Consider the following 18,187-nt stretch of genomic DNA (forward strand, 5'->3'; position numbering starts at 1 on the left):
TCCTCCCGGGTGCTGATGCGTACAGGGAAAGGGCAACCGTTTTCTGCGTCATTCCGGATGAGTTACGGACATGTCAACCAATCCCATCACCCGTCACGGAACGACGCGGGTGTGCGATACGAGCCGCTCGCCGTCGAAGACATGGAAGGTGAACGCGGGCGGCAGGTCGAAGTCGAGGGCGTCGCCCTCGGTCCAGTCGTCCGGCAGGACGCACTCCCCCGGTAGCTTCAGCGTGGACACGACACCGGGCGCCACGACCAGCGGCAGGCCGGCGAAGACGGACGACGCAGCGGTGTGCGCGTGCCCGGCGAGGACCGCCCTCACGTGGGGGTGACGCTCCAGCACCGCCTGGAGGCGGTCGGGGCTCTTCAGCCGGATCGCGTCGACGGACGGCAGGCCGAGGGCGACGGCCGGGTGGTGCATGCCGACGAAGACCGGGCCTTCGGTGCCCGCGAGGGTCATGTCGAGCCAGGCGATGGTCGTGTCGTCCAGATAGCCGTCGTGGCGGCCCGGGATGCTGGAGTCGACGAGGGCGATGGTCAGGCCGTCCAGGCGCAGGACCTGGTTGACCGGATCGCTGCCGGTCTCACCGAGAAGCACCTTGCGGAACTCGGCGCGCGAGTCGTGGTTTCCGGGGCAGACGATGGTGGGCGCGTCGTAGCGCATCGCCTCGCGGGCGATCTCGTACTCCTCGACGAGCGCGTGATCGGCGATGTCGCCGGTGACGACGACCGCGTCGACCGGCTCGGGGAGCCCGTTGATGTAGTCCCGGACGCGCAGCGCGCGCTCCGCGCTCTCGTCGCTGCCGCCGATGTGTATGTCGCTGACGTGGGCAATGATCATGGCTTGAGTCTCGCAAACCGGCGACCCGTTGACCTTGTCCTTGGGGGAAGCCGCAGCATCGGCGCATGAGGAGGAACGTGGGTTCACTGACGATCGGGGAGTTCGCGAGGGCCTCGCGGCTGTCGCCCAAGGCCCTGCGGCTTTACGACGACCTCGGCCTGCTGCCGCCCGCCCGCGTCGACCCCGCCACCGGCTACCGCTTCTACGACCCGGACCAGCTGGAGCACGCCCGGCTGGTGGCCTGGCTGCGCCGCATCGGCATGCCGCTGGCCCGGATCCGCGAGGTGTGCGGGCTGGAGCCGGGCGCCGCGGCCGACGCGGTCCGCGCGTACTGGGCCGAGGTCGAAGCCGACACCGCCGCCCGCAGGGACCTGGCCGCCTTCCTCATCGACCACCTGTCGCAGTCCGGGAAGGAACCCGCCATCATGCCCACCGCCTCTCTCGCCATCCGCTACGCATCCCTCTCCGACCCCGGCCGGGTCCGCGAGAGCAACCAGGACTCCGCCTACGCCGGCTCCCGCCTCCTCGCCGTCGCCGACGGCTACGGCGACCGCGGCGGCCCGGCCGGCGCCGCCGCCATCGAGGCCCTCAAGCGGCTCGACACGGACGCGCTCCCTGCCGGGGAGATCCTCAACGCCCTCGAAGAGGCCGTACGGCGGGCCGCGGACGACCTCGCGGAAGCAGTGGAAGCACCGGAATCGCCGGAAGCTCCGGAATCGCCGGAATCGCCGGAATCCGGCACGACGCTCACGGCGATGCTGCTGACCGGCTCGCAGCTCGCCCTCGTCCACATCGGCGACTCGCGCGCGTATCTCCTGCGCGACGGCGAGCTCTTCCAGATCACCCACGACCACACCCTCGTGCAGTCCATGGTCGACGACGGCCGCCTCACCCCCGAGGAGGCCGCCTCCCACCCCCAGCGCTCGCTCCTCCTCAAGTCCCTGGCCTTCCCGTCCGGGGTCACCCCCGACCTCCGCCTGCACGACGCCCGACCCGGCGACCGCTACCTGCTCTGCTCCGACGGCCTCTCGGCGGTCGTGCCCGGCCCTGAGGTGCAGCGCGTCATCTCGGCCACCGACGATCCCGAGCAGGCCGTCCGCGAGCTGGTGGCCCTGGCCAATGCGGCCGGCGGGCCCGACAACGTCGCGTGCGTCGTGGCGGACGTGGTGGCGCCGGGCTGATCGGTGGGCTGATCGGCAGGCCGACCCGCGGGCCGGTCAGCCCAGGCTGCGGCTCCAGGTCTCGTACGCCTCGGAGTCGTCGGCCCGCGTCCAGCCCCAGGCCCCGTACGCCGCGAGGGCAGCGGCATTCGTCCGCTCGACACGCACCGTGGCGAGCCCCGCGTCGTGGCGGGTGAGCAGTTGCTGCAGCAGCCGGGTGGCGACACCACGTCGGCGGTGGGAGGGGAGCACCATCATCTCGACCACGGTGAAGACCTGGCCGGAGCCCGCGAACTCCTCGTGCCCCGGCCAGGAATCACCGGCGCTCCCCGCGCGGTAGCCGCAGGCGCAGCCGACCAGCGCGCCCGCCTCGCTGGCGATCATCATGTCGAAGCCCGGGTGCTGGACGTAGTCGGCGAAGCGCAGCAGGAAGTCCTGCCGGTCCTGGTACTCCCCGCCGGGCCCGTCGTCGTAGGCCACCTCATACATGTCCGCGAAGGCCTCGCGCTGCCCTTCGGCCTGCCATCTGCTCAGCCGCCGCAGGAAAACCGTCTCCGTCATACGTCTCCTCCCGGCTGCCAGCGCCACCGCGGGCCACTGTCATCGTGACACCACGGGACAGCCCGGGAAATAGCGCCGTCAAGGACCGGACCGGCGACCCGGGCGGGCCCGTTACGCCGGGTGGGGTACGGTGTGGCAGGCGGATCCCATTCGGCTGCGGAGAATCTCCCACCCCGATGAGATGTGTGCTAGTTTGGTTTCAGTTGCAGTTTTGGTACCCATGAACTCTGTGTGCGCCTGACGGGATGTGACCCTCGGGCGCATTTTCGTTTTTACGGCTTTACCGGATGGGGACAACGCGGCGACGCGGGAATGCGCGAGGTGCGTACTCCCGGCAATGCCCCTATCAGAGGAGAACAAAATGGCTACTGGCACCGTGAAGTGGTTCAACGCGGAAAAGGGCTTCGGCTTCATCGAGCAGGACGGCGGCGGCGCCGACGTCTTCGCCCACTACTCCAACATCGCCACTTCCGGCTTCCGTGAGCTGCAGGAAGGCCAGAAGGTCTCCTTCGACGTCACGCAGGGCCAGAAGGGCCCGCAGGCCGAGAACATCATCCCGGTCTGATCGGGACGAATAGCGTCACCTGAAGCTGGGGCTCACACCGCGAGGTGCGGGCCCCAGCTTTTCTTCTTTACGTATACCGGCGTTCATCTTCCCGCGGGCGGCAGCTTGAACTTACGCCCGCACGTGCCCCCTGCACGGCCCGCACCCCGGCCCGTACACCGGCCCTTATCCGGGCCGAAGTAATCCCGATAATCCGCCCCGGTGAATCCGCTCGTGTGATAGACCGGTGATTCGCGCACTTAGGTCCGGTTCCCGCCCCGGCATACGGAATCCCCTCGCGCGCCCCGACCCGCGCGGCTATGTGCGGCCGGGTCCGGCCGCGCTGCCTGCGCGGCTACCTTCACCCGCCGTTCCATGAGAGTCTGGCGACACCGGCAGTCCCCGCCTACCCCTTGCTGAGGCATGATGCGCGTCACCATCGCTCGCCGACACTTCTACATCCACGCGATCGAGGTGGAGCAGGCGATGAGTGGTGTCTCCCCCGAGCCCGTTTCCGGCGCGTCGGTCAAGATCGGTGGCATCACGTACCCGCTCATGCAGGTGGGTGCCGTTGTGACCCGCCAGGACCGGCGCGACTTCAGCGCGGGCGAGGTCATGCGGGCGATGCGGGCGCTGGGTTTCACCGTGGAGAACAGCGGCTCCTGAGCCGCCTGAGCCGCCCGGGCTGTCGGTGGCGCGCGGCATGATGGGGCGATGCTGCCTTCCGCCCTGCGGCCCGCGACCGAGTCGATGACCCTGCTCGTCGCCGCCGTGATCGTCCACGACCGCGAGAACGGCCGGGTCCTCCTCCTGCGGCGCGGCCCCAGCGCCAAGTTCGCCCAGGGCCTGTGGGATCTGCCCACCGGCAAGACCGATCCCGGTGAGCCCGTCACCGCCACAGCCGTACGCGAACTGCGCGAGGAGACCGGCCTGGTCGTCGACCCGGCCGCCCTGCGCCTCGCCCACCTCATACACGGCGCCTGGGGCGTCGAATCCCCCAACGGCTTCCTCACCGTCGTCTTCGCCACCGACCAGTGGTCCGGCGAGCCCCGCAACGCCGAGCCGGCCAAGCACTCACAGGTGCGGTGGACCGACATCGCCGCGATCCCCGAAGAGTTCGTCCCGAGCACCTACGGCGCCCTGCACAGCTACCTCGCCGGCGACTCGGCGGTCTCGCTGCACGGCTGGGACGCCTGACCCCGGCCCGCCTGACCCTGCGGGCACGGAAGACTGGCGTTCATGGCCACCCTCCTGCTCATTCCGATGCTCATCGTCCTCACCCACGTGCTCACCGTCTCCGCCATGGAAACCCGGTTCAAGCGCCTGGAGCGCAAACTCGACAGGGCCCTCAGGCAGCTGGGCGCCCTGGAGCCGCCGCCGGCCGAGCTTGAGGCCGTGTACGTGCACCTGCGCCGCGGCAAGAAGATCCAGGCCATCAAGGCCTACCGGGAGCTGACCGGCGCGGACCTGAGGGAGGCGAAGGCCGCGGTCGACCGGATGGACAGCTGAACGGCTCGCTGAACAGCTCGCGCCGACGGTCCGTATCCATCATCGTCCGAGATCGCCGAGTGACCGACGAGACCGTGAGGACCAGCCGATGAACAGCCACAGCAACCTCTCCTCCCTGCAGGCCCTTCCCGACGGCGAGGCCGAGCTTCAACTGGTCGTCCACCTGCGGTGGGAGGACCTGGCCGCTCTCGGCCGCGAGGCCAGTCGGCTGGCCGTACGGCTCCAGCGGCCGGTCGGCCTCGACGAAGCCGCGACCCAGCACCTCCGCAGCCGCCTCGCTGCTCCGGCCGCGCCCGCGCCGGAACCCGCCCCGCAGGCGGCACCGGCCGCGCCCATCGCCATCACCGCCGGTGCCGGTCTCGGTGCCACCGGCAGCGCCGAGCAGACGGCCCGCCACCGCGTGCAGCAGGTCCCGCAGGTGCAGCAGCCCCAGGCCGCACCGGCGGGTGTGTCGGCCAGCATGACCACCGCTACCACCGCCACCGCTGCCATCACGCCTACGGTCTCCTCGCTCGCAGGCCGCACGCCCCCGCCGGAGCCGACTCTTCCGGGAAGCGCCGCCTGAGACCGGCCTACGGGCCGGTCGCGGCGGCCGCTTCGCACAGCTGGCACTGCCCCTCGGCCGAGTGGGCCGCGAGCGGAATGATCTCCGCGCTCGGCCTGTTGCCCCCTCATGACCGATGATCAGGACAAGCCGCCCACCCCTCAGGCAGAGGTTCCCCAAGTCGCCGAACTGCGGCTGGTGGTGACGGCCGAGGACTATGACGCGGCCCTCGCGTTCTACCGCGACACACTGGGCCTGCCGGAGCGCGCCGCGTTCAGCTCGGACGGCGGACGCGTCACCATCCTCGAAGCCGGCCGCGCCACGCTGGAGATCACCGACCCGCCGCACGCCGCCTACATCGACCAGGTCGAGGTGGGCCACCGCGCCGCCGGCCACATCCGCGTCGCCTTCCAGGTCCCTGACGCAGCAGCGGCCACCCGCCGAGCCGAGCTGGCAGGCGCGACCGTGGTCAAGGAGCCGGTGGTGACGCCCTGGAATTCCCTCAACGCCCGCCTGGAAGGCCCCGCCGGTCTGCAGCTGACCCTGTTCGAAGAGCTGGGCTGAGACTACGGTTCACAGCGTCCGCAGGCCTGCCGGTATGTGCCCGCTGTCGTTCCAGGACAGCAGCGCCGGCAGCCGTCCCGGGGTGTAGCGGATGACCGTCAGAGCCGCATTGCCGTGGTTGAGGCCCAGCCAGCGCCACTTGGGGGCGGCCAGCGCGGCTCGCACCAGCCAACCGACGAGGAAGTTGTGTGTCACGACCAGCTCGTGGCGCTCACTTCCGGCCGGGCCTTCAGCCGGGCCGGTGAACCGCTCCAGCGCCTGAGCCGCCAGCACGGCGCCCTCCTCTCGGTCCTCCTCCGTGACCCACTCCAAGAAGCGCAGCAGATAACCGGCCGAATCCTCGGGCAGCTCGTCCTTGTCCGGCATGTACGGGACGTAGTCCCCGGCCGCCTCGGACCGGCGCAGCGGCACGCCGTCCAACTGCCCGGCTATCAGCGACGCGGTCTGGGCGGCCCGTGCCAGCGGCCCGTGGTGGATGACGGATATCGGCGCGTCCCGGAGCCGCTCGCCGAGCAGCACGGCCTGCCGGCGGCCGGTCTCCGTAAGCCCGCTCTCGTCCGGCAGCGCCTGGCCGTGCCGCGCGAGATACAGATAGCGGGTCGCACCTTCTGTCACGGTCATTTCCCCTTCCCCCCGGTTTCCCTTGCTTTCCCCCTCGGTTCTGTAGACGTAGATCCAAACGGATTCGGTTGCCCGCCATGGGAGGATTCACCCCCGACGACCAGCGGAGGGACGAGCGCCGATGCGCGACCGGACGATCAAGGACTTCCTGGAACAGCTGGCCGCCCGGGTGCCGGCCCCTGGCGGAGGCGCGGCGGCCGCTCTGGCCGCGGCGCAGGGCGCGGCGCTGGTGGGCATGGTCGCCCGTTACAGCACGGGCGAGAAGTACGCGGAGCACCGGGAGACGGTCGAGCGGATCATCGCCGAGAGCGATGAACTGCGCGCCGCCGCCCTGCGGCTGGCCGAGGACGACGCGGCCGCCTTCACCGCCGTCGCGGACGCGTACAAGCTGCCCAGGGCCACCGACGAGGAGAAAGCGGCCCGCTCGGCCGCCATCGCCGTCTCGCTGATCGGCGCGGGGCGCCCGCCCGCCGCCGTGATCGCACTCGCGGAGCGGGTGGTGGTGCTGGCGGCCGAGCTGCTGCCGGTCGGCAACCCCAACGTCATCTCGGACGTGGCCGCCGCCAGCGAGGCGGCCCGTGCCGCCGCGACGACCGCCCGCGTGAACGTCGAGATCAACCTCAGCGGCATCAGGGATGAGCAGGCCCGCGCCGAACTGGGCGCCGCGGCGGGCGCGGTGGACGACATCGCCGCCCTCGCGGGGCACGTCACCGAGGCCGTACGCAAGGAGATCGCCAAGTGAGCGCAGCAGGGGCCGCCGCCGTTCTCTCCGGCAAGGAGCTCGCCGCCTCCATCCGGACGGAGACGGCCTCGCGCGCCGCCGAGCTGACAGCGGCGGGCAGGCCGCCGAAGCTGGCGGTCGTCGTGGCCACGGCGGACGAGTCCAGCGCCTGGTACGTCCGCTCCATCGCGCGGGCGGCGGAGAAGGCCGGCATCGCGTGCGACATCGTCGATCTCGGCGCCGGCGCGAGCGCGGAGGCGATCCGCGCCCGGCTCGCCGGGCTCAGCGACGAACCCGGCGTTCACGGGATCATCCTGCAGACCCCGCTTCCGGACGGGGCGGCGCTGGAGGACCTGGCCTCGGCCATCTCCTTCGAGAAGGACATCGACGGCGCGAATCCGCTCAGCCTCGGGCGGCTGGCGGCCGGGCTGCCGGCCTACGCGCCCGCCACCGCCGAAGCCGTCGTGGCGCTGCTGGACCACCACAAGGTCGAGCTGACCGGCCGCCATGTCGCGGTCGTCGGCCGCTCCACGGTGGTCGGCAAGCCGGCCGCTCACCTGCTCCTCGACCGGAACGCCACGGTCACGGTCTGCCACTCCCGCACGGCCGACCTGGCCGCTGTCACCTCGGCTGCCGATGTCGTGGTCGCGGCCGTCGGCCGCATCGGGCTGATCACCGCAGCCCATGTGCGCCCCGGCGCGGTCGTGATCGACGTCGGCACCAATCCGACGGAGGACGGCGGGCTGGCCGGCGACGTGGACGCGGCGTCGGTGTCCGCGCAGGCAGGCGCGCTGACGCCGGTGCCGGGCGGGGTCGGTCCGGTGACGACAGCGCTGCTGCTCCAGCACACCGTACGGGCGGCGGCGAGCGCTGCCATGTGACTTCCGCCATGTCGGCGCCGCTGTGTGATCCGTGTGAAGGCAGGGGCTGACGGGGCTGTTCGCGCTAGGGTTCGTATGGCAGTCTCATTTTCGTCGTCATCCTCACGACCCGAAGACACGACCGAAGAGAAGAACCTGTGGCGCCTCTGCCCATCACCCTCGCGGCCCGGCTGCTGCCGACCGCCGTGCTGGCCATTGTCGGCTGGTCCATGTCGGCCACCGGCGGTTCCGGCGCGGACGCGCAGAGCCGGACGCCTGGTTCGCCCAACCCGTCGGCCAGTTCCTCCGCCTCCGGTTCGGGCTCGACTTCCAACGCGTCGTACTCCAAGCCGCCCGCCGCCTGCACGTCGATCACCGCCGCCACGCTCAAGAAGCTCGTCCCCGGTGTCAAGCCCGCCGGCAAGGAGCTCAAGCTCACCGACCCGACGCACCGGACCGGCTGCTCGTGGAACGCGCTCAAGGGCTTCGACTACCGCTGGCTCGACGTGACCTTCGAGATAGCCTCCGCCGCCGACGGGACCGCGACACCGCAGAGTGCCGCCCAGGTGGCGCACCAGACCTACGTCTCGCAGAAGCAGTCCACGGCCCTGTCCGGGATCGGCAACGAGGCCTCCGTGAGCACCTCGCTGACCAAGGACGACGGCCAGCAGACGCAGGAGGCTGTCCTGGTCGTGCGCCAGGGCAACGCCCTGGTCACCGTCACCTACAACGGCAGCGACTTCGAGAACAAGAAGGCCCCGAGCGCCGCCGAGGTGAGCACGGGCGCGCAGGCGGCGGCCAAGGAAGCGCTCGCCGCGCTGGGCAAGGCCTCCACCGTCGCTTCCTGAGCGGCCTCCCGCCTGTGGCGGCCGCCGCTATGGCCGCTCCGCGGTGAGATACCGCTGCACGGTCGGCGCCAGCCAGGCGATCACCTCCTCCCGCGTCATCACGACAGCGGGCGGGAAACACAGCACATAGCGCGCCAGCGCCATACCCAGGATCTGTGAGGACGCCAGCGCGGCCCGCGTCCCCGCCTGGGCGGGGTCGGGACACACGGCGGCCGCGATCGGCCCCAGCTGCTCGCGGAAGATCGTCTGCATGCGCTCGGCCGCGGCCGGGTTCGTCGCGCCGGCCCGCAGCAGCGCGGCGAAAGTCTCGTCCGTCTCCCACCGGTCGAGGAAGTGCGCGGTGAGCGCGGCCCCGACATGCGTCGTCGGTATGTAGCTGACGTCGGGCAGCCGCAGATCGAAGTCGGAGGCGGCCGCGAAGAGCCCCTCCTTGTTCCCGTAGTAGCGCATCACCATCGACGGATCGATGCCCGCTTCCTTGGCGATGGCGCGGATGGTGGCCCGCTCGTAGCCGTCGGCGGCGAAGCGCTCGCGGGCGGCTTCGAGGATCGCGGCGCGGGTGGAGTCGGAGCGGCGGGGACGTGAGTCCGAAGGCTGGGTCGGTGCCATGTCCACAACTGTAGGCCAACAAGCGTTGACATGTCGAGAGGGGTGAGCCTATCGTTGCCAACAAGCGTTGACCAACAACCGTTGGCACTCGTAGGAGGAAGCCATGACCGACACCGACACCACCAGTGACACCAGCACCGGCACGACCCCCGCGCGCACGGACGTATTGATCGTCGGCGCCGGTCCCACCGGGATGCTCCTCGCAGGAGACCTGGCCGCCGCCGGCGTCTCCGTCACCGTCCTCGAACGCCGCCTGCACGAGACCAGCAACCTCAGCCGCGCCTTCGGCGTCCACGCCCGCACCCTCGAACAGCTCGACGCCCGCGGTCTCGCCGACGACCTCGTCGCCACCGGCCACCCGCTCGACGCCCTCCGCCTCTTCCGGCACCTCTCCCTCGATCTCAGCCATCTGCCCTCCCGCTTCCCATACCTGCTCATCACCCCGCAGTACGAGGTCGAGCGGATACTCCAGCGCCGCGCCCGCGAGGCCGGTGTGCGCTTCGAGTACGGAGCCGAGGTCACCGCCCTGCGCCAGGACCAGGAAGGCGTCGAGGTCGGCACCCGCACCGCCGACGGCACGGTCACCGCCCACCGCGCCGCCTACGCCGTCGGCACCGACGGCCATCGGAGCGCCGTCCGCTCGGCCCTCGGACTGCCCTTCCCCGGGCAAGCGGTCATCAAGTCCATCGTCCTCGCCGACGTACGACTCAACGAGAAGCCCGAAGGCCTGCTCACCGTCAACGGCACCGGAGACGCCTTCGTCTTCATCGCCCCCTTCGGCGACGGCTGGTACCGCATCATGGGCTGGGACCGCCTCAGCCGGCGCCCCGACACCGACCCCCTCGACCTCGACGAGGTCCGCGACCTCACCCGCCGTGCCCTCGGCACCGACTACGGCATGTACGAGGCCCGCTGGCTCTCCCGCTTCCACAGCGACGAGCGCCAGGCCCCCGCCTATCGCGTCGGCCGCGTCTTCCTCGCCGGTGACGCCGCACACGTCCACTCCCCCGCCGGCGGCCAGGGCATGAACACCGGCCTCCAGGACGCCGCCAACCTCGGCTGGAAGCTCACCGCCGTCCTCCGGCACCACGCCGACGACACACTGCTGGACACCTACCAATCAGAGCGCCACCCCGTCGGGCGCCTGGTCCTGCGCAGCAGCGGCGGCATCATCCGCCTCGCCATGGCCCACAACCCCCTCCAGCGCACCGCCCGCGACCTGTTCGCCCGCGCCGTCGCCCGCATACGTCCCCTCAAGCGCAAGGCCATGGGCGTCCTCACCGGCATCGGCATCTCCTACGCCGCCGATCGCGGCGCCCACCTCCTGACCGGCAAGCGCGCTCCCGACGTCCGGCTCGCGGACGGCACCCGCCTGTACGAGGCCCTCCGCACAGGCCGGTTCGTACTCATCACCCCCACCGGCCCCGACGGCCCGACGGCCACCGACCCCCGCGTCATACGCACCACCTGGACCGGCGGCCGCCGCACCACCCTGCTCGTCCGCCCCGACGGCTACATCGCCTGGGCGTCCGAGCGCCCCGACCCCGCAGGCCTCGGGAAGGCGCTCGCCCGCTGGGCCGGCCCGGCCCGCTGACAGCCTCATGACAGATGTCATCCCGAAGTGCGGATTTCCTGCTCTGCCGGGCAGCCGCCCTTCCCCGCGAAGCTGATGGTCGTCCGGCAGAGAACCGGGCGACGATCACCCAGGGGGCGAAGATGTCGCAGCAGGCCACGCAGGAACGGCAGCACGAGAGGTCAGCGGCGGAGCCGCTTCCGACCATCCCCACCTGGTTCTTCGCCTTCGAGGGCGTCATCGGCTCCGCCTACGACCTCCTCAAGGCCTACCCCCAGTCGTGGATCTTCCTGATCGCGGTCGGCGCCACCAACGCCGTCATCTCCCTCACCATCTTCCGCAAGCGCCTCAAGCTCGCCAAGGCCATGTGGAAGGGCCGCCGCACCCGCTGGATCGCACTCGGACTCGTCGCCCTCCGCATGTCCCTGCACGGCGTGCTCGCCCTCGCCGGCATGCAGGTCACCTCCACCACCGGCCACCTCGCCTTCGCCGTCCTCATGGGCTCGATGACCGTCTGGCTCCTGTGGTTCAGCCAGCGCACCACCCTCCGAGCCCTCGCTCCGGCCCCACATATGCTGCACGCGTAACGCCCCGACCCGGCGAAAGGCACCCGAACATGAGCCCCCGCACCGCAGTCGTCACCGGCGCCAGCAGCGGCATCGGCGCCGCCACCGCCCGCCAACTCGCCGCCGCCGGCTACCACGTCGTCCTCACCGCCCGCCGCGCCGAGCGCCTCGAAGCCCTGGCCAAGGAACTCGCCGCTGCCGGGCACTCCGCCACCGCGTACGCCCTCGACGTCACCGACCGCCCCGCAGTCGACGCCTTCGCCGCCTCCCTCGACTCCGTCGACGTCCTCTTCGCGAACGCGGGCGGCGCCTTCGGGGCCGACCCGGTCGCCACCGGCGACCCCGACGACTGGCGCGCGATGTTCGAGGTCAACGTGATGGGCGTGCTGAACGCGGTGCAGGCCCTGCTGCCCAAGCTGGTGGCCAGCGGCGACGGCACGATCGTGGTGCTGTCGTCGACGGCCGGCTTCACCGCGTACGAAGGCGGCGGCGGCTACGTCGCGGCCAAGCACGGCACCCACGCCATCGCCGCAACGCTGCGGCTGGAGCTGTCCGGTGAACCGGTCCGCGTCATCGAGATCGCCCCGGGGATGGTGAAGACCGACGAGTTCGCGGTCACCCGCTTCCGGGGTGACTCCGACAAGGCCGCGGCCGTCTACGCGGGCGTCGCGGAGCCGCTGACGGCAGATGACGTCGCGGACACGGTCGCGTGGGCCGTGACCCGGCCGAGCCACGTCAACATCGACCTGCTGGTGGTCCGGCCCCGGGCCCAGGCGGCGCAGCACAAGGTGCACCGCGTGGTGGAGGAGGCGTAGTCAAAGCTCCCCAGGACGGATGGCAGTAGGCATTGGCGGCGTGTAGCCAGGCGGTGCGGGCGGGCGGGCAGCAGCGTGGTGACCGGTGGCCTCCCCACCCCCACGCCGCTCACCCCGCCGCAGGCGTGAACGGCCGCGCGTACGAGACCACTTGCCACCCCAGCCCGCCCACCGTCAGCGCCTCCGCCACCGACAGCGCCACCAGCAGCCCGCTCCCCTGCCCGCTCACCCAGAAGATCACCAGTGCGGCCATCGGCACGACACAGAACGCCAGCAGGTCCACCGCGCACTGGATCACCTTGCGCAGCCGCCTCCCGTTGTCCCCCCGATGAGCCGACTCCCACCCGAACACCGGCAGACCATCGGGCTGCCCAGCCACCCCTGCCGCCCCCGCCAGCCTCGGCCCCAGCTCACCCCTCACATAGCTGCCGATCGCCGAGATCTTCTGATCGTTCATCAGATAGGTCCACCCCAGCACCACGCACACCAGCGGCAGCGCCAGCAGCATCGCCGCCTGCTTCGACTGTGCCGTCGTCACCACAACCGCCGCCACCGCCGTGAGCGTCACGTACAGCAGGTTGTCCCGGAAACCGATCCGCGCCTTCTGCTCGTCCTTGATGCTCGCGTACTCCGCCAGCAGCAACTGCCCGGCCGTCACATCCTGCTCCACAAGGCCCCTCCCGCCAGGCACACTTGACGCACCACCGTATGCCCCAGATGTGAGGTGATCCAGTGGCCGACGCCCGCCCCACCGCCGTGATCCTCACCGCTCTGTCCCTGGAGTACGACGCCGTACGTGCCCACCTCACCGGCGTCGAAGAGCAGGCACACCCCACCGGCACGCTCGCCGAGGTGGGCCAACTCACACAAAGTTCCTGGCGCGTCGCGCTCGTCGAGATCGGGGAGGGCGCCCGCAACGCCGCCGCGCTCACCAAGCACGTCATCGACTGGCTGGAACCGGCGGCCGTGCTCTTCGTCGGAGTCGCGGGCAGCCTCCGCGCGGAGATCACGATCGGCGACGTCGTCGTGGCCACCAAGGCATACGCGATCCACGGCGGCAAGGAGACCGAGGACGGCTCCCAGGTACGACCGGAGGCCTGGCCGCCCTCCCACCGCCTGATCCAGGCCGCCCGCTCAGCCCTTCGCGGCAGGGCCGGTGTCCATTTCAAGCCGATCGCCGTCGGCGATGTCGTGATCGCCCAGTCCGGCTCTCCGACCACCGAACGCATCACCCGCCACTTCAATGATGCCGTCGCCATCGAGATGGAGGGCTCCGGCGTCCTCCACGCGGCCCACCTCAGCAACCTCGACGCCCTCGTCGTCCGCGGCATCAGCGACAACGCCAACTCCCGTAAGGGCGAAGCCGACGCCTCAGGCGCCCAGCCCAAGGCCGCCCGCAACGCCGCCGAAGCCGCTGTAGCCATCCTCCGCAAGGCGATACCGGCGGCCAGCCCCGGCGGCAACGCCGACACCGGCGCGACAGGCGAGGGCTCCCTGCTCGAACCCCTCGAAATCGGCAAGGGCGCCACCTTCAAGGACCAGGTCATCGGCAAGGACGTCCAAGGGGAAGAACCCCCCAGCAGCAAGCCCACTCACCTCAAGATCGGTGAGGGCGGCGTCTTCGAGGGCCCCGTCATCGGCAAGCGCGTCGGCGGCCGGTGAAGCCGATGGGGGCAAGTAGGAACACGCCCGTGGGCGACAACATCGAAATCGGCAAGGACGGCACCTTCAACGGTCCCGTCAACGTCCACCACGGCCCCGTCCTCACCGCCACCGCCGCTCTCCCGCCCGCCCCCATCGGCTTCACCGGCCGCGACGCAGAGCTGGCCCGCCTCCTTCCCGACCTCGACCCGACCGGCGGTGCGAGCGCGATCCCCGTCCTCATCTTCGCCGTCACCGGCATGGGCGGCATCGGCAAGACCGCCCTCGCCCTCCACACCGCGCACACCACCGTCCTCAAGCGACCTTCACCGAAACGTCGCCCCTCTGGATCACAACGGAGACCTCACCGCCGAGCGCGGTGGCGTACGCACGCAGCATGTCGAGGCTGTCGACCTGACCATGCTCGATCTGGGATACCCGCGCCTGACTTACGTTCAAGGCAGCAGCGACCTCAGCCTGGGTAAGCCCGGCCGCACGTCGCAGCCCGGCAAGCTCATGCCCGCGGATGGCGGCCTTGTTCCGGGCCCGGATCTGCGCGCGCTGTTCCTCGGCCTCGGGAGTGTCCAGCGAAGGCTGTCGCTCCAATGCTTCGGCGCGCACCTCGCTCCAGGAACGTCCCTTCACTCCACACCTCCGTGCTTCTTCGCCTCCAGGTACTCTCCGTACCGGTGCTCGGCGATCGGGATGTTCTCGTCGTACCAGTTGCTCCACTGACCGGGTTTGTCTCCTGCTACCAGGATGACGGCTTCCCGGTCGGGATCGAAGACGAAGAGCATCCTCACCTCCGATCTGCCGGTCGACCCGGGTCTCAGTTCCTTGAGGTTGTGCACGACGCTTCGATGAATTCGGTCCACCATCGGCCGACCGAGACTCGGTGCCTCCAGAGCTAGGTGATCAAGGGCGTCGACGATCTGGTCCGCGCACTCCGGATCGTCCCGGCAGAGGCGCAGAAACCAGTCCTCCACGGGCTGCAACAAGGTGATCTCCCACGCCCTGCGAACTTAAGGCACAGCTTATATCCCCTGTTCGTTTTGGGCGAGACATAGCCCAAACGAGCGATCCCTCCGGTCCCCAACAGGGAGGAGGAGGCGTCGGCCACCGCCGACACCTCCCCACCCCGCACTCCCCTGTCCTTCCCCGTCACCCCTTCACGCAGATGACCTGCTTCAGCTTCGCCACGACCTCCACCAGGTCCCGCTGCTGCTCGATCACCTTCTCGATCGGCTTGTACGCGCCCGGGATCTCGTCCACGACACCCGAGTCCTTCCGGCACTCCACGCCCCGGGTCTGCTCCTCCAGGTCCCGCGTCGAGAACCGCTTCTTCGCCGCGGTCCGGCTCATCTTGCGGCCCGCGCCGTGGGAGGCGGAGTTGAACGAGTCGGCGTTCCCGAGCCCCTTCACGATGTACGAACCCGTGCCCATGGAGCCCGGGATGATGCCGTAGTCGCCGGAGCCGGCGCGGATGGCGCCCTTGCGCGTGACGAGCAGGTCCATGCCGTCGTAGCGCTCCTCGGAGACGTAGTTGTGGTGGCAGGAGATGACGGGCTCGAAGGCGACCTTGGCCTTCTTGAACTCCTTGCGCACGACGTCCTGGAAGAGCGCCATCATGATCGCGCGGTTGCGCTTCGCGTAGTCCTGGGCCCAGAAGAGATCACGCCGGTACGCCGCCATCTGCGGGGTGTCCGCGATGAAGACGGCGAGGTCGCGATCGACCAGGCCCTGGTTGTGCGGGAGCTTCTGGGCCTCGCCGATGTGGTGGTCGGCGAGCTCCTTGCCGATGTTGCGGGAGCCGGAGTGGAGCATGAGCCAGACCGAGCCCGACTCGTCGAGGCAGAGTTCGACGAAGTGGTTGCCGGATCCGAGCGTTCCCATCTGCTTTACGGCTCGCTCCTGGCGGAACTTGACCGACTCGGCGAGCCCGTCGAACCCGGCCCAGAAGTCGTCCCAGCCCGCCGTCGGCATGCCGTGGAACTGCGCGGGGTCGACGCCCTCGTCGTGCATGCCGCGCCCGACCGGGATGGCCTGCTCGATCTTGGAGCGCAGGCGCGAAAGGTCCCCCGGAAGGTCATTGGCGGTGAGCGAGGTCTTGACGGCGCTCATCCCGCAGCCGATGTCGACGCCGACGGCCGCCGGGCAGACGGCGCCGTGCATGGCGATGACGGAGCCGACGGTCGCGCCCTTGCCGTAGTGGACGTCGGGCATGACGGCCAGGCCCTTGATCCAGGGCAGGGAGGAGACGTTGTGCAGCTGCTGCATGGCGCTGCTCTCGACCGTGGCCGGGTCGGCCCACATGCGGATGGGCACCCGGACGCCGGGAACCTCGGTGTACGACATTGCAATCCCCCAGGATTGAACGAACAGGACAAGCAATAACAAACAGGCACAACAAATCAAGTCTCGCCGGAAGCGGAAATCAAGGACGAAGCGCCAGAAAAAGCCCCATGATCGGGCGGCCGCACCAGCGGGTGCGGTAGACATTGTGTCCATCGGCCGCAGTCGCGCGCCAAGCAGTTTTTTCGGGATCGCGATCAGCGAGCCGTCTGAAAGGGGCCAGGTCAGTGGAGCCAGCACGAGACAGGCCTCGTCCCCGTCCCCGCTCTTCCGCCGCGCGGGCGCTGCTCGGCGGCATCGGCGCCGGCGCGCTGGCGCTCGCCGCGCTGACGGGGTGCAGCGCGGCAAGCGGTTCGGACAGCAGTACGGCGGGCGGGAAGTCGGCGAGCAGTACGACGACGGTGTCGGCGGCGCCGCCGGGGAAGTACCGGGTGCTGCCGGAGCCGTGCGGAGCGGTGAGCGCGAGCACGCTGAAGTCGCTGGTGCCGGACGCGAGCGATTACGCGGGCGAGGCGGAGCTGACGTATGACACCGACCGGCGGGTCGGGTGCGGGTGGACGGGGAAGACGGACGAGGGGAATCGCTATCTGCACGTCGATTTCCTGCGGGTGGTGTCGTACGACACAGCGGTGAGCGACGAGACGCAGGCCACCACGGACTACGACGAGAAGATGACCGCGGCCGGCATCGAGTCGGCCACCGCCAGCGCCACCGCTTCCGATTCCCCCTCGGCCTCAGCCTCCGCCTCCGCCTCGGCTTCCACGACCTCGGCCTCGCCCTCCGCCTCGCCGTCCTCCTCCGCCTCCGTCTACGCCCCCCGCACACTCGACGGCCTTGGTGACAATGCGTACATCGACGACGTGCTGACGACCCGCGACTCCGGGGTGCACCGGGACATCACCCTGGTATTCCGGAAGGCGAATGTGCTGGTCACCGTCGAATACTCGCAATGGTCGACGGACAATTCAGTCATTCCGACGAGCCCGGGTCTGCAGGACGGCGCACGCAAGGTAGCCGCCGAACTGGCGCATCAACTCGACCAATAACCCGAACCGCGTAGGCTGGCCGTTTGCTGTCTGTACGAATCTGTACCGAAGTGAGCGAAGGATCCATGCAACGATCAGCCCCGCGCCACGCCCGACTGCTCGCCTGCGCGGCCGCCGCAGCCGTGCCGGTGATGCTCATCGCCGGCTGCTCATCGACGAAGACGACGACCGACGGTTCGCCCTCGGTGTCCCCCTCCGGATCCGGTTCCGGGTCCACCTCCGCCTCGCCGTCCCTCGCCGCAGCCGAGTACGCGGCGCTGCCCGAGCCGTGCAAGACCATCAGCACGAAGACCGTCAAGGCGCTCGTCCCGAAGGTGAAGGACGCGTCCGGGGTCGCCGCGAAGTCCACGGACCCGGCGGCGCGCGGGGGCTGTTCCTGGAACGGCCTGGACGGCTTCCAGTACCGGTGGCTGGATGTGGCGCTGCAGCGCTTCGACTCGGTCGCGGGCATCGGCTCGGCCGAGTCGCAGGCGGTGAAGCAGTACGAGGAGTTGGTGACCGAGGCCAAGGCGGTCAAGGGCGCGACGGCTGCCGAGGCCACGGGCCTGGGCGACGAGGCGACGACGGTCACGGCGAAGGTGACGAAGGACAAGGAGCAGTACCAGGACGTGACGGTGATCGCGCGCACCGGGAATGTCGCGGTGATCCTGACCTACAACGGGGCGGGGTTCGAGACCGCGAAGACGCCCAAGGCGGCCGACATCGAGAAGGACGCGCTGACGGCGGCCAAGGAGGCCGTGGCGTCGGTGGCGGCGAAGAACGCGTAACAAACGCCTCCCCCCTGTGCCGGATTGCATGCTTTTGCGTACC

Annotated in this window: 24 protein-coding genes; 16 read left to right on the top strand and 8 right to left on the bottom strand. The window is 70.2% G+C overall.

Features of this window, described 5'->3' with window-relative positions; translation table 11 throughout:
* Positions 1-93 precede the first annotated feature (93 nt).
* Positions 94-843 (bottom strand): metallophosphoesterase, encoded by a 750-nt coding sequence (locus tag OG607_RS18750; protein WP_405724409.1) that lies wholly within the window; start codon positions 841-843, stop codon positions 94-96.
* Positions 844-920: 77 nt separating this feature from the next.
* Here OG607_RS18750 and OG607_RS18755 point away from each other — a divergent pair, with 77 nt between their 5' ends.
* Positions 921-2,024 (top strand): MerR family transcriptional regulator, encoded by a 1,104-nt coding sequence (locus OG607_RS18755; protein WP_405724411.1) that lies wholly within the window; start codon positions 921-923, stop codon positions 2,022-2,024.
* Positions 2,025-2,060: 36 nt separating this feature from the next.
* On the opposite strand, the gene OG607_RS18760 is transcribed toward OG607_RS18755, so the two are convergent.
* Entirely contained in the window at positions 2,061-2,564 is a 504-nt protein-coding gene (locus OG607_RS18760; protein WP_405724413.1) for a GNAT family N-acetyltransferase, read from the bottom strand.
* Between the two features lie 361 nt (positions 2,565-2,925).
* On the opposite strand from OG607_RS18760, the gene OG607_RS18765 reads away from it, so the two are divergent.
* The 6 genes from OG607_RS18765 to OG607_RS18790 all read left to right on the top strand — a co-directional run bounded on the left by OG607_RS18765 (position 2,926) and on the right by OG607_RS18790 (position 5,725).
* Entirely contained in the window at positions 2,926-3,129 is a 204-nt protein-coding gene (locus tag OG607_RS18765) for a cold-shock protein (RefSeq protein WP_127361257.1), read from the top strand.
* Positions 3,130-3,531: 402 nt separating this feature from the next.
* On the top strand, positions 3,532-3,774 hold the full coding sequence (locus OG607_RS18770; protein WP_405724415.1) for an SCO5918 family protein: 243 nt from the start codon (positions 3,532-3,534) through the stop codon (positions 3,772-3,774).
* A gap of 48 nt (positions 3,775-3,822) precedes the next feature.
* Entirely contained in the window at positions 3,823-4,305 is a 483-nt protein-coding gene (locus tag OG607_RS18775) for an NUDIX domain-containing protein (RefSeq protein ID WP_405724417.1), read from the top strand.
* 42 nt (positions 4,306-4,347) lie between these two features.
* Positions 4,348-4,617, top strand: coding sequence for a ribosomal protein L7/L12 (locus tag OG607_RS18780; protein ID WP_405724419.1), 270 nt, complete (start codon positions 4,348-4,350; stop codon positions 4,615-4,617).
* Between the two features lie 88 nt (positions 4,618-4,705).
* Complete coding sequence (locus tag OG607_RS18785; protein ID WP_405724421.1) at positions 4,706-5,182, top strand: hypothetical protein; 477 nt, start codon at positions 4,706-4,708, stop codon at positions 5,180-5,182.
* Positions 5,183-5,290: 108 nt separating this feature from the next.
* Entirely contained in the window at positions 5,291-5,725 is a 435-nt protein-coding gene (locus OG607_RS18790; RefSeq protein ID WP_405724423.1) for a VOC family protein, read from the top strand.
* A 9-nt stretch (positions 5,726-5,734) separates the two neighbouring features.
* On the opposite strand, the gene OG607_RS18795 is transcribed toward OG607_RS18790, so the two are convergent.
* Positions 5,735-6,340 carry a histidine phosphatase family protein gene (locus tag OG607_RS18795; protein WP_405736886.1) on the bottom strand — a complete coding sequence of 202 codons (606 nt, stop codon included), beginning with the start codon at positions 6,338-6,340 and terminating at the stop codon, positions 5,735-5,737.
* 127 nt (positions 6,341-6,467) lie between these two features.
* Between OG607_RS18795 and OG607_RS18800 the strand changes: the two genes are divergently transcribed.
* From OG607_RS18800 to OG607_RS18810, 3 genes are all read left to right on the top strand, one after another.
* Positions 6,468-7,088, top strand: a complete 621-nt coding sequence (locus OG607_RS18800) for a cyclodeaminase/cyclohydrolase family protein (protein ID WP_405724425.1) — start codon at positions 6,468-6,470, stop codon at positions 7,086-7,088.
* A complete protein-coding gene (locus tag OG607_RS18805; RefSeq protein ID WP_405724427.1) occupies positions 7,085-7,948 on the top strand; it encodes a bifunctional 5,10-methylenetetrahydrofolate dehydrogenase/5,10-methenyltetrahydrofolate cyclohydrolase in 864 nt (287 codons plus the stop codon). The genes OG607_RS18800 and OG607_RS18805 overlap by 4 nt, the downstream gene beginning before the upstream one ends.
* A gap of 137 nt (positions 7,949-8,085) precedes the next feature.
* Positions 8,086-8,775: a hypothetical protein gene (locus OG607_RS18810; RefSeq protein WP_405724429.1), complete on the top strand. Its 690-nt coding sequence runs from the start codon at positions 8,086-8,088 to the stop codon at positions 8,773-8,775.
* 27 nt (positions 8,776-8,802) lie between these two features.
* Here the strand turns inward: OG607_RS18810 and OG607_RS18815 are convergent, their stop codons facing one another.
* Positions 8,803-9,384 (bottom strand): TetR family transcriptional regulator, encoded by a 582-nt coding sequence (locus OG607_RS18815; protein ID WP_405724431.1) that lies wholly within the window; start codon positions 9,382-9,384, stop codon positions 8,803-8,805.
* Positions 9,385-9,487: 103 nt separating this feature from the next.
* On the opposite strand from OG607_RS18815, the gene OG607_RS18820 reads away from it, so the two are divergent.
* The 3 genes from OG607_RS18820 to OG607_RS18830 all read left to right on the top strand — a co-directional run bounded on the left by OG607_RS18820 (position 9,488) and on the right by OG607_RS18830 (position 12,338).
* Positions 9,488-10,978: an FAD-dependent monooxygenase gene (locus OG607_RS18820; RefSeq protein ID WP_405724433.1), complete on the top strand. Its 1,491-nt coding sequence runs from the start codon at positions 9,488-9,490 to the stop codon at positions 10,976-10,978.
* A gap of 122 nt (positions 10,979-11,100) precedes the next feature.
* The gene (locus OG607_RS18825) at positions 11,101-11,544 is read left to right on the top strand and encodes a hypothetical protein (protein WP_405724435.1); all 444 of its coding nucleotides are present in this window, start codon (positions 11,101-11,103) and stop codon (positions 11,542-11,544) included.
* Between the two features lie 29 nt (positions 11,545-11,573).
* Entirely contained in the window at positions 11,574-12,338 is a 765-nt protein-coding gene (locus OG607_RS18830) for an SDR family NAD(P)-dependent oxidoreductase (RefSeq protein WP_405724437.1), read from the top strand.
* 109 nt (positions 12,339-12,447) lie between these two features.
* Here the strand turns inward: OG607_RS18830 and OG607_RS18835 are convergent, their stop codons facing one another.
* The gene (locus OG607_RS18835) at positions 12,448-13,008 is read right to left on the bottom strand and encodes a hypothetical protein (RefSeq protein WP_405724439.1); all 561 of its coding nucleotides are present in this window, start codon (positions 13,006-13,008) and stop codon (positions 12,448-12,450) included.
* 62 nt (positions 13,009-13,070) lie between these two features.
* Here OG607_RS18835 and OG607_RS18840 point away from each other — a divergent pair, with 62 nt between their 5' ends.
* Positions 13,071-14,000: a nucleosidase gene (locus OG607_RS18840; protein WP_405724441.1), complete on the top strand. Its 930-nt coding sequence runs from the start codon at positions 13,071-13,073 to the stop codon at positions 13,998-14,000.
* 294 nt (positions 14,001-14,294) lie between these two features.
* Here OG607_RS18840 and OG607_RS18845 read toward each other — a convergent pair whose 3' ends face one another.
* The 3 genes from OG607_RS18845 to OG607_RS18855 form a co-directional block, all read right to left on the bottom strand.
* The gene (locus OG607_RS18845; protein WP_405724443.1) at positions 14,295-14,624 is read right to left on the bottom strand and encodes a helix-turn-helix domain-containing protein; all 330 of its coding nucleotides are present in this window, start codon (positions 14,622-14,624) and stop codon (positions 14,295-14,297) included.
* Positions 14,621-14,983: a type II toxin-antitoxin system RelE/ParE family toxin gene (locus tag OG607_RS18850; RefSeq protein ID WP_405736888.1), complete on the bottom strand. Its 363-nt coding sequence runs from the start codon at positions 14,981-14,983 to the stop codon at positions 14,621-14,623. Before OG607_RS18850 ends, OG607_RS18845 begins: the two co-directional genes overlap by 4 nt.
* 157 nt (positions 14,984-15,140) lie before the next feature.
* On the bottom strand, positions 15,141-16,334 hold the full coding sequence (locus tag OG607_RS18855; RefSeq protein ID WP_405724445.1) for an RtcB family protein: 1,194 nt from the start codon (positions 16,332-16,334) through the stop codon (positions 15,141-15,143).
* Between the two features lie 224 nt (positions 16,335-16,558).
* Here OG607_RS18855 and OG607_RS18860 point away from each other — a divergent pair, with 224 nt between their 5' ends.
* Entirely contained in the window at positions 16,559-17,377 is an 819-nt protein-coding gene (locus tag OG607_RS18860; protein ID WP_405724447.1) for a hypothetical protein, read from the top strand.
* 65 nt (positions 17,378-17,442) lie between these two features.
* Positions 17,443-18,144, top strand: coding sequence for a DUF3558 family protein (locus OG607_RS18865; protein ID WP_405724449.1), 702 nt, complete (start codon positions 17,443-17,445; stop codon positions 18,142-18,144).
* The last annotated feature ends 43 nt before the right edge of the window (positions 18,145-18,187 follow it).

Source organism: Streptomyces sp. NBC_01537 (genome assembly GCF_045040445.1).
Lineage (GTDB): Bacteria > Actinomycetota > Actinomycetes > Streptomycetales > Streptomycetaceae > Actinacidiphila.

Coding starts and splice junctions, on each gene's coding strand:
- OG607_RS18820 (WP_405724433.1), top strand. CDS start 9,488: ATGACCGACACCGACACCACCAGTGACACCAGCACCGGCACGACCCCC.
- OG607_RS18865 (WP_405724449.1), top strand. CDS start 17,443: ATGCAACGATCAGCCCCGCGCCACGCCCGACTGCTCGCCTGCGCGGCC.
- OG607_RS18790 (WP_405724423.1), top strand. CDS start 5,291: ATGACCGATGATCAGGACAAGCCGCCCACCCCTCAGGCAGAGGTTCCC.
- OG607_RS18750 (WP_405724409.1), bottom strand. CDS start 843: ATGATCATTGCCCACGTCAGCGACATACACATCGGCGGCAGCGACGAG.
- OG607_RS18765 (WP_127361257.1), top strand. CDS start 2,926: ATGGCTACTGGCACCGTGAAGTGGTTCAACGCGGAAAAGGGCTTCGGC.
- OG607_RS18800 (WP_405724425.1), top strand. CDS start 6,468: ATGCGCGACCGGACGATCAAGGACTTCCTGGAACAGCTGGCCGCCCGG.
- OG607_RS18825 (WP_405724435.1), top strand. CDS start 11,101: ATGTCGCAGCAGGCCACGCAGGAACGGCAGCACGAGAGGTCAGCGGCG.
- OG607_RS18780 (WP_405724419.1), top strand. CDS start 4,348: ATGGCCACCCTCCTGCTCATTCCGATGCTCATCGTCCTCACCCACGTG.
- OG607_RS18775 (WP_405724417.1), top strand. CDS start 3,823: ATGCTGCCTTCCGCCCTGCGGCCCGCGACCGAGTCGATGACCCTGCTC.
- OG607_RS18815 (WP_405724431.1), bottom strand. CDS start 9,384: ATGGCACCGACCCAGCCTTCGGACTCACGTCCCCGCCGCTCCGACTCC.
- OG607_RS18785 (WP_405724421.1), top strand. CDS start 4,706: ATGAACAGCCACAGCAACCTCTCCTCCCTGCAGGCCCTTCCCGACGGC.
- OG607_RS18830 (WP_405724437.1), top strand. CDS start 11,574: ATGAGCCCCCGCACCGCAGTCGTCACCGGCGCCAGCAGCGGCATCGGC.
- OG607_RS18770 (WP_405724415.1), top strand. CDS start 3,532: ATGATGCGCGTCACCATCGCTCGCCGACACTTCTACATCCACGCGATC.
- OG607_RS18855 (WP_405724445.1), bottom strand. CDS start 16,334: ATGTCGTACACCGAGGTTCCCGGCGTCCGGGTGCCCATCCGCATGTGG.
- OG607_RS18760 (WP_405724413.1), bottom strand. CDS start 2,564: ATGACGGAGACGGTTTTCCTGCGGCGGCTGAGCAGATGGCAGGCCGAA.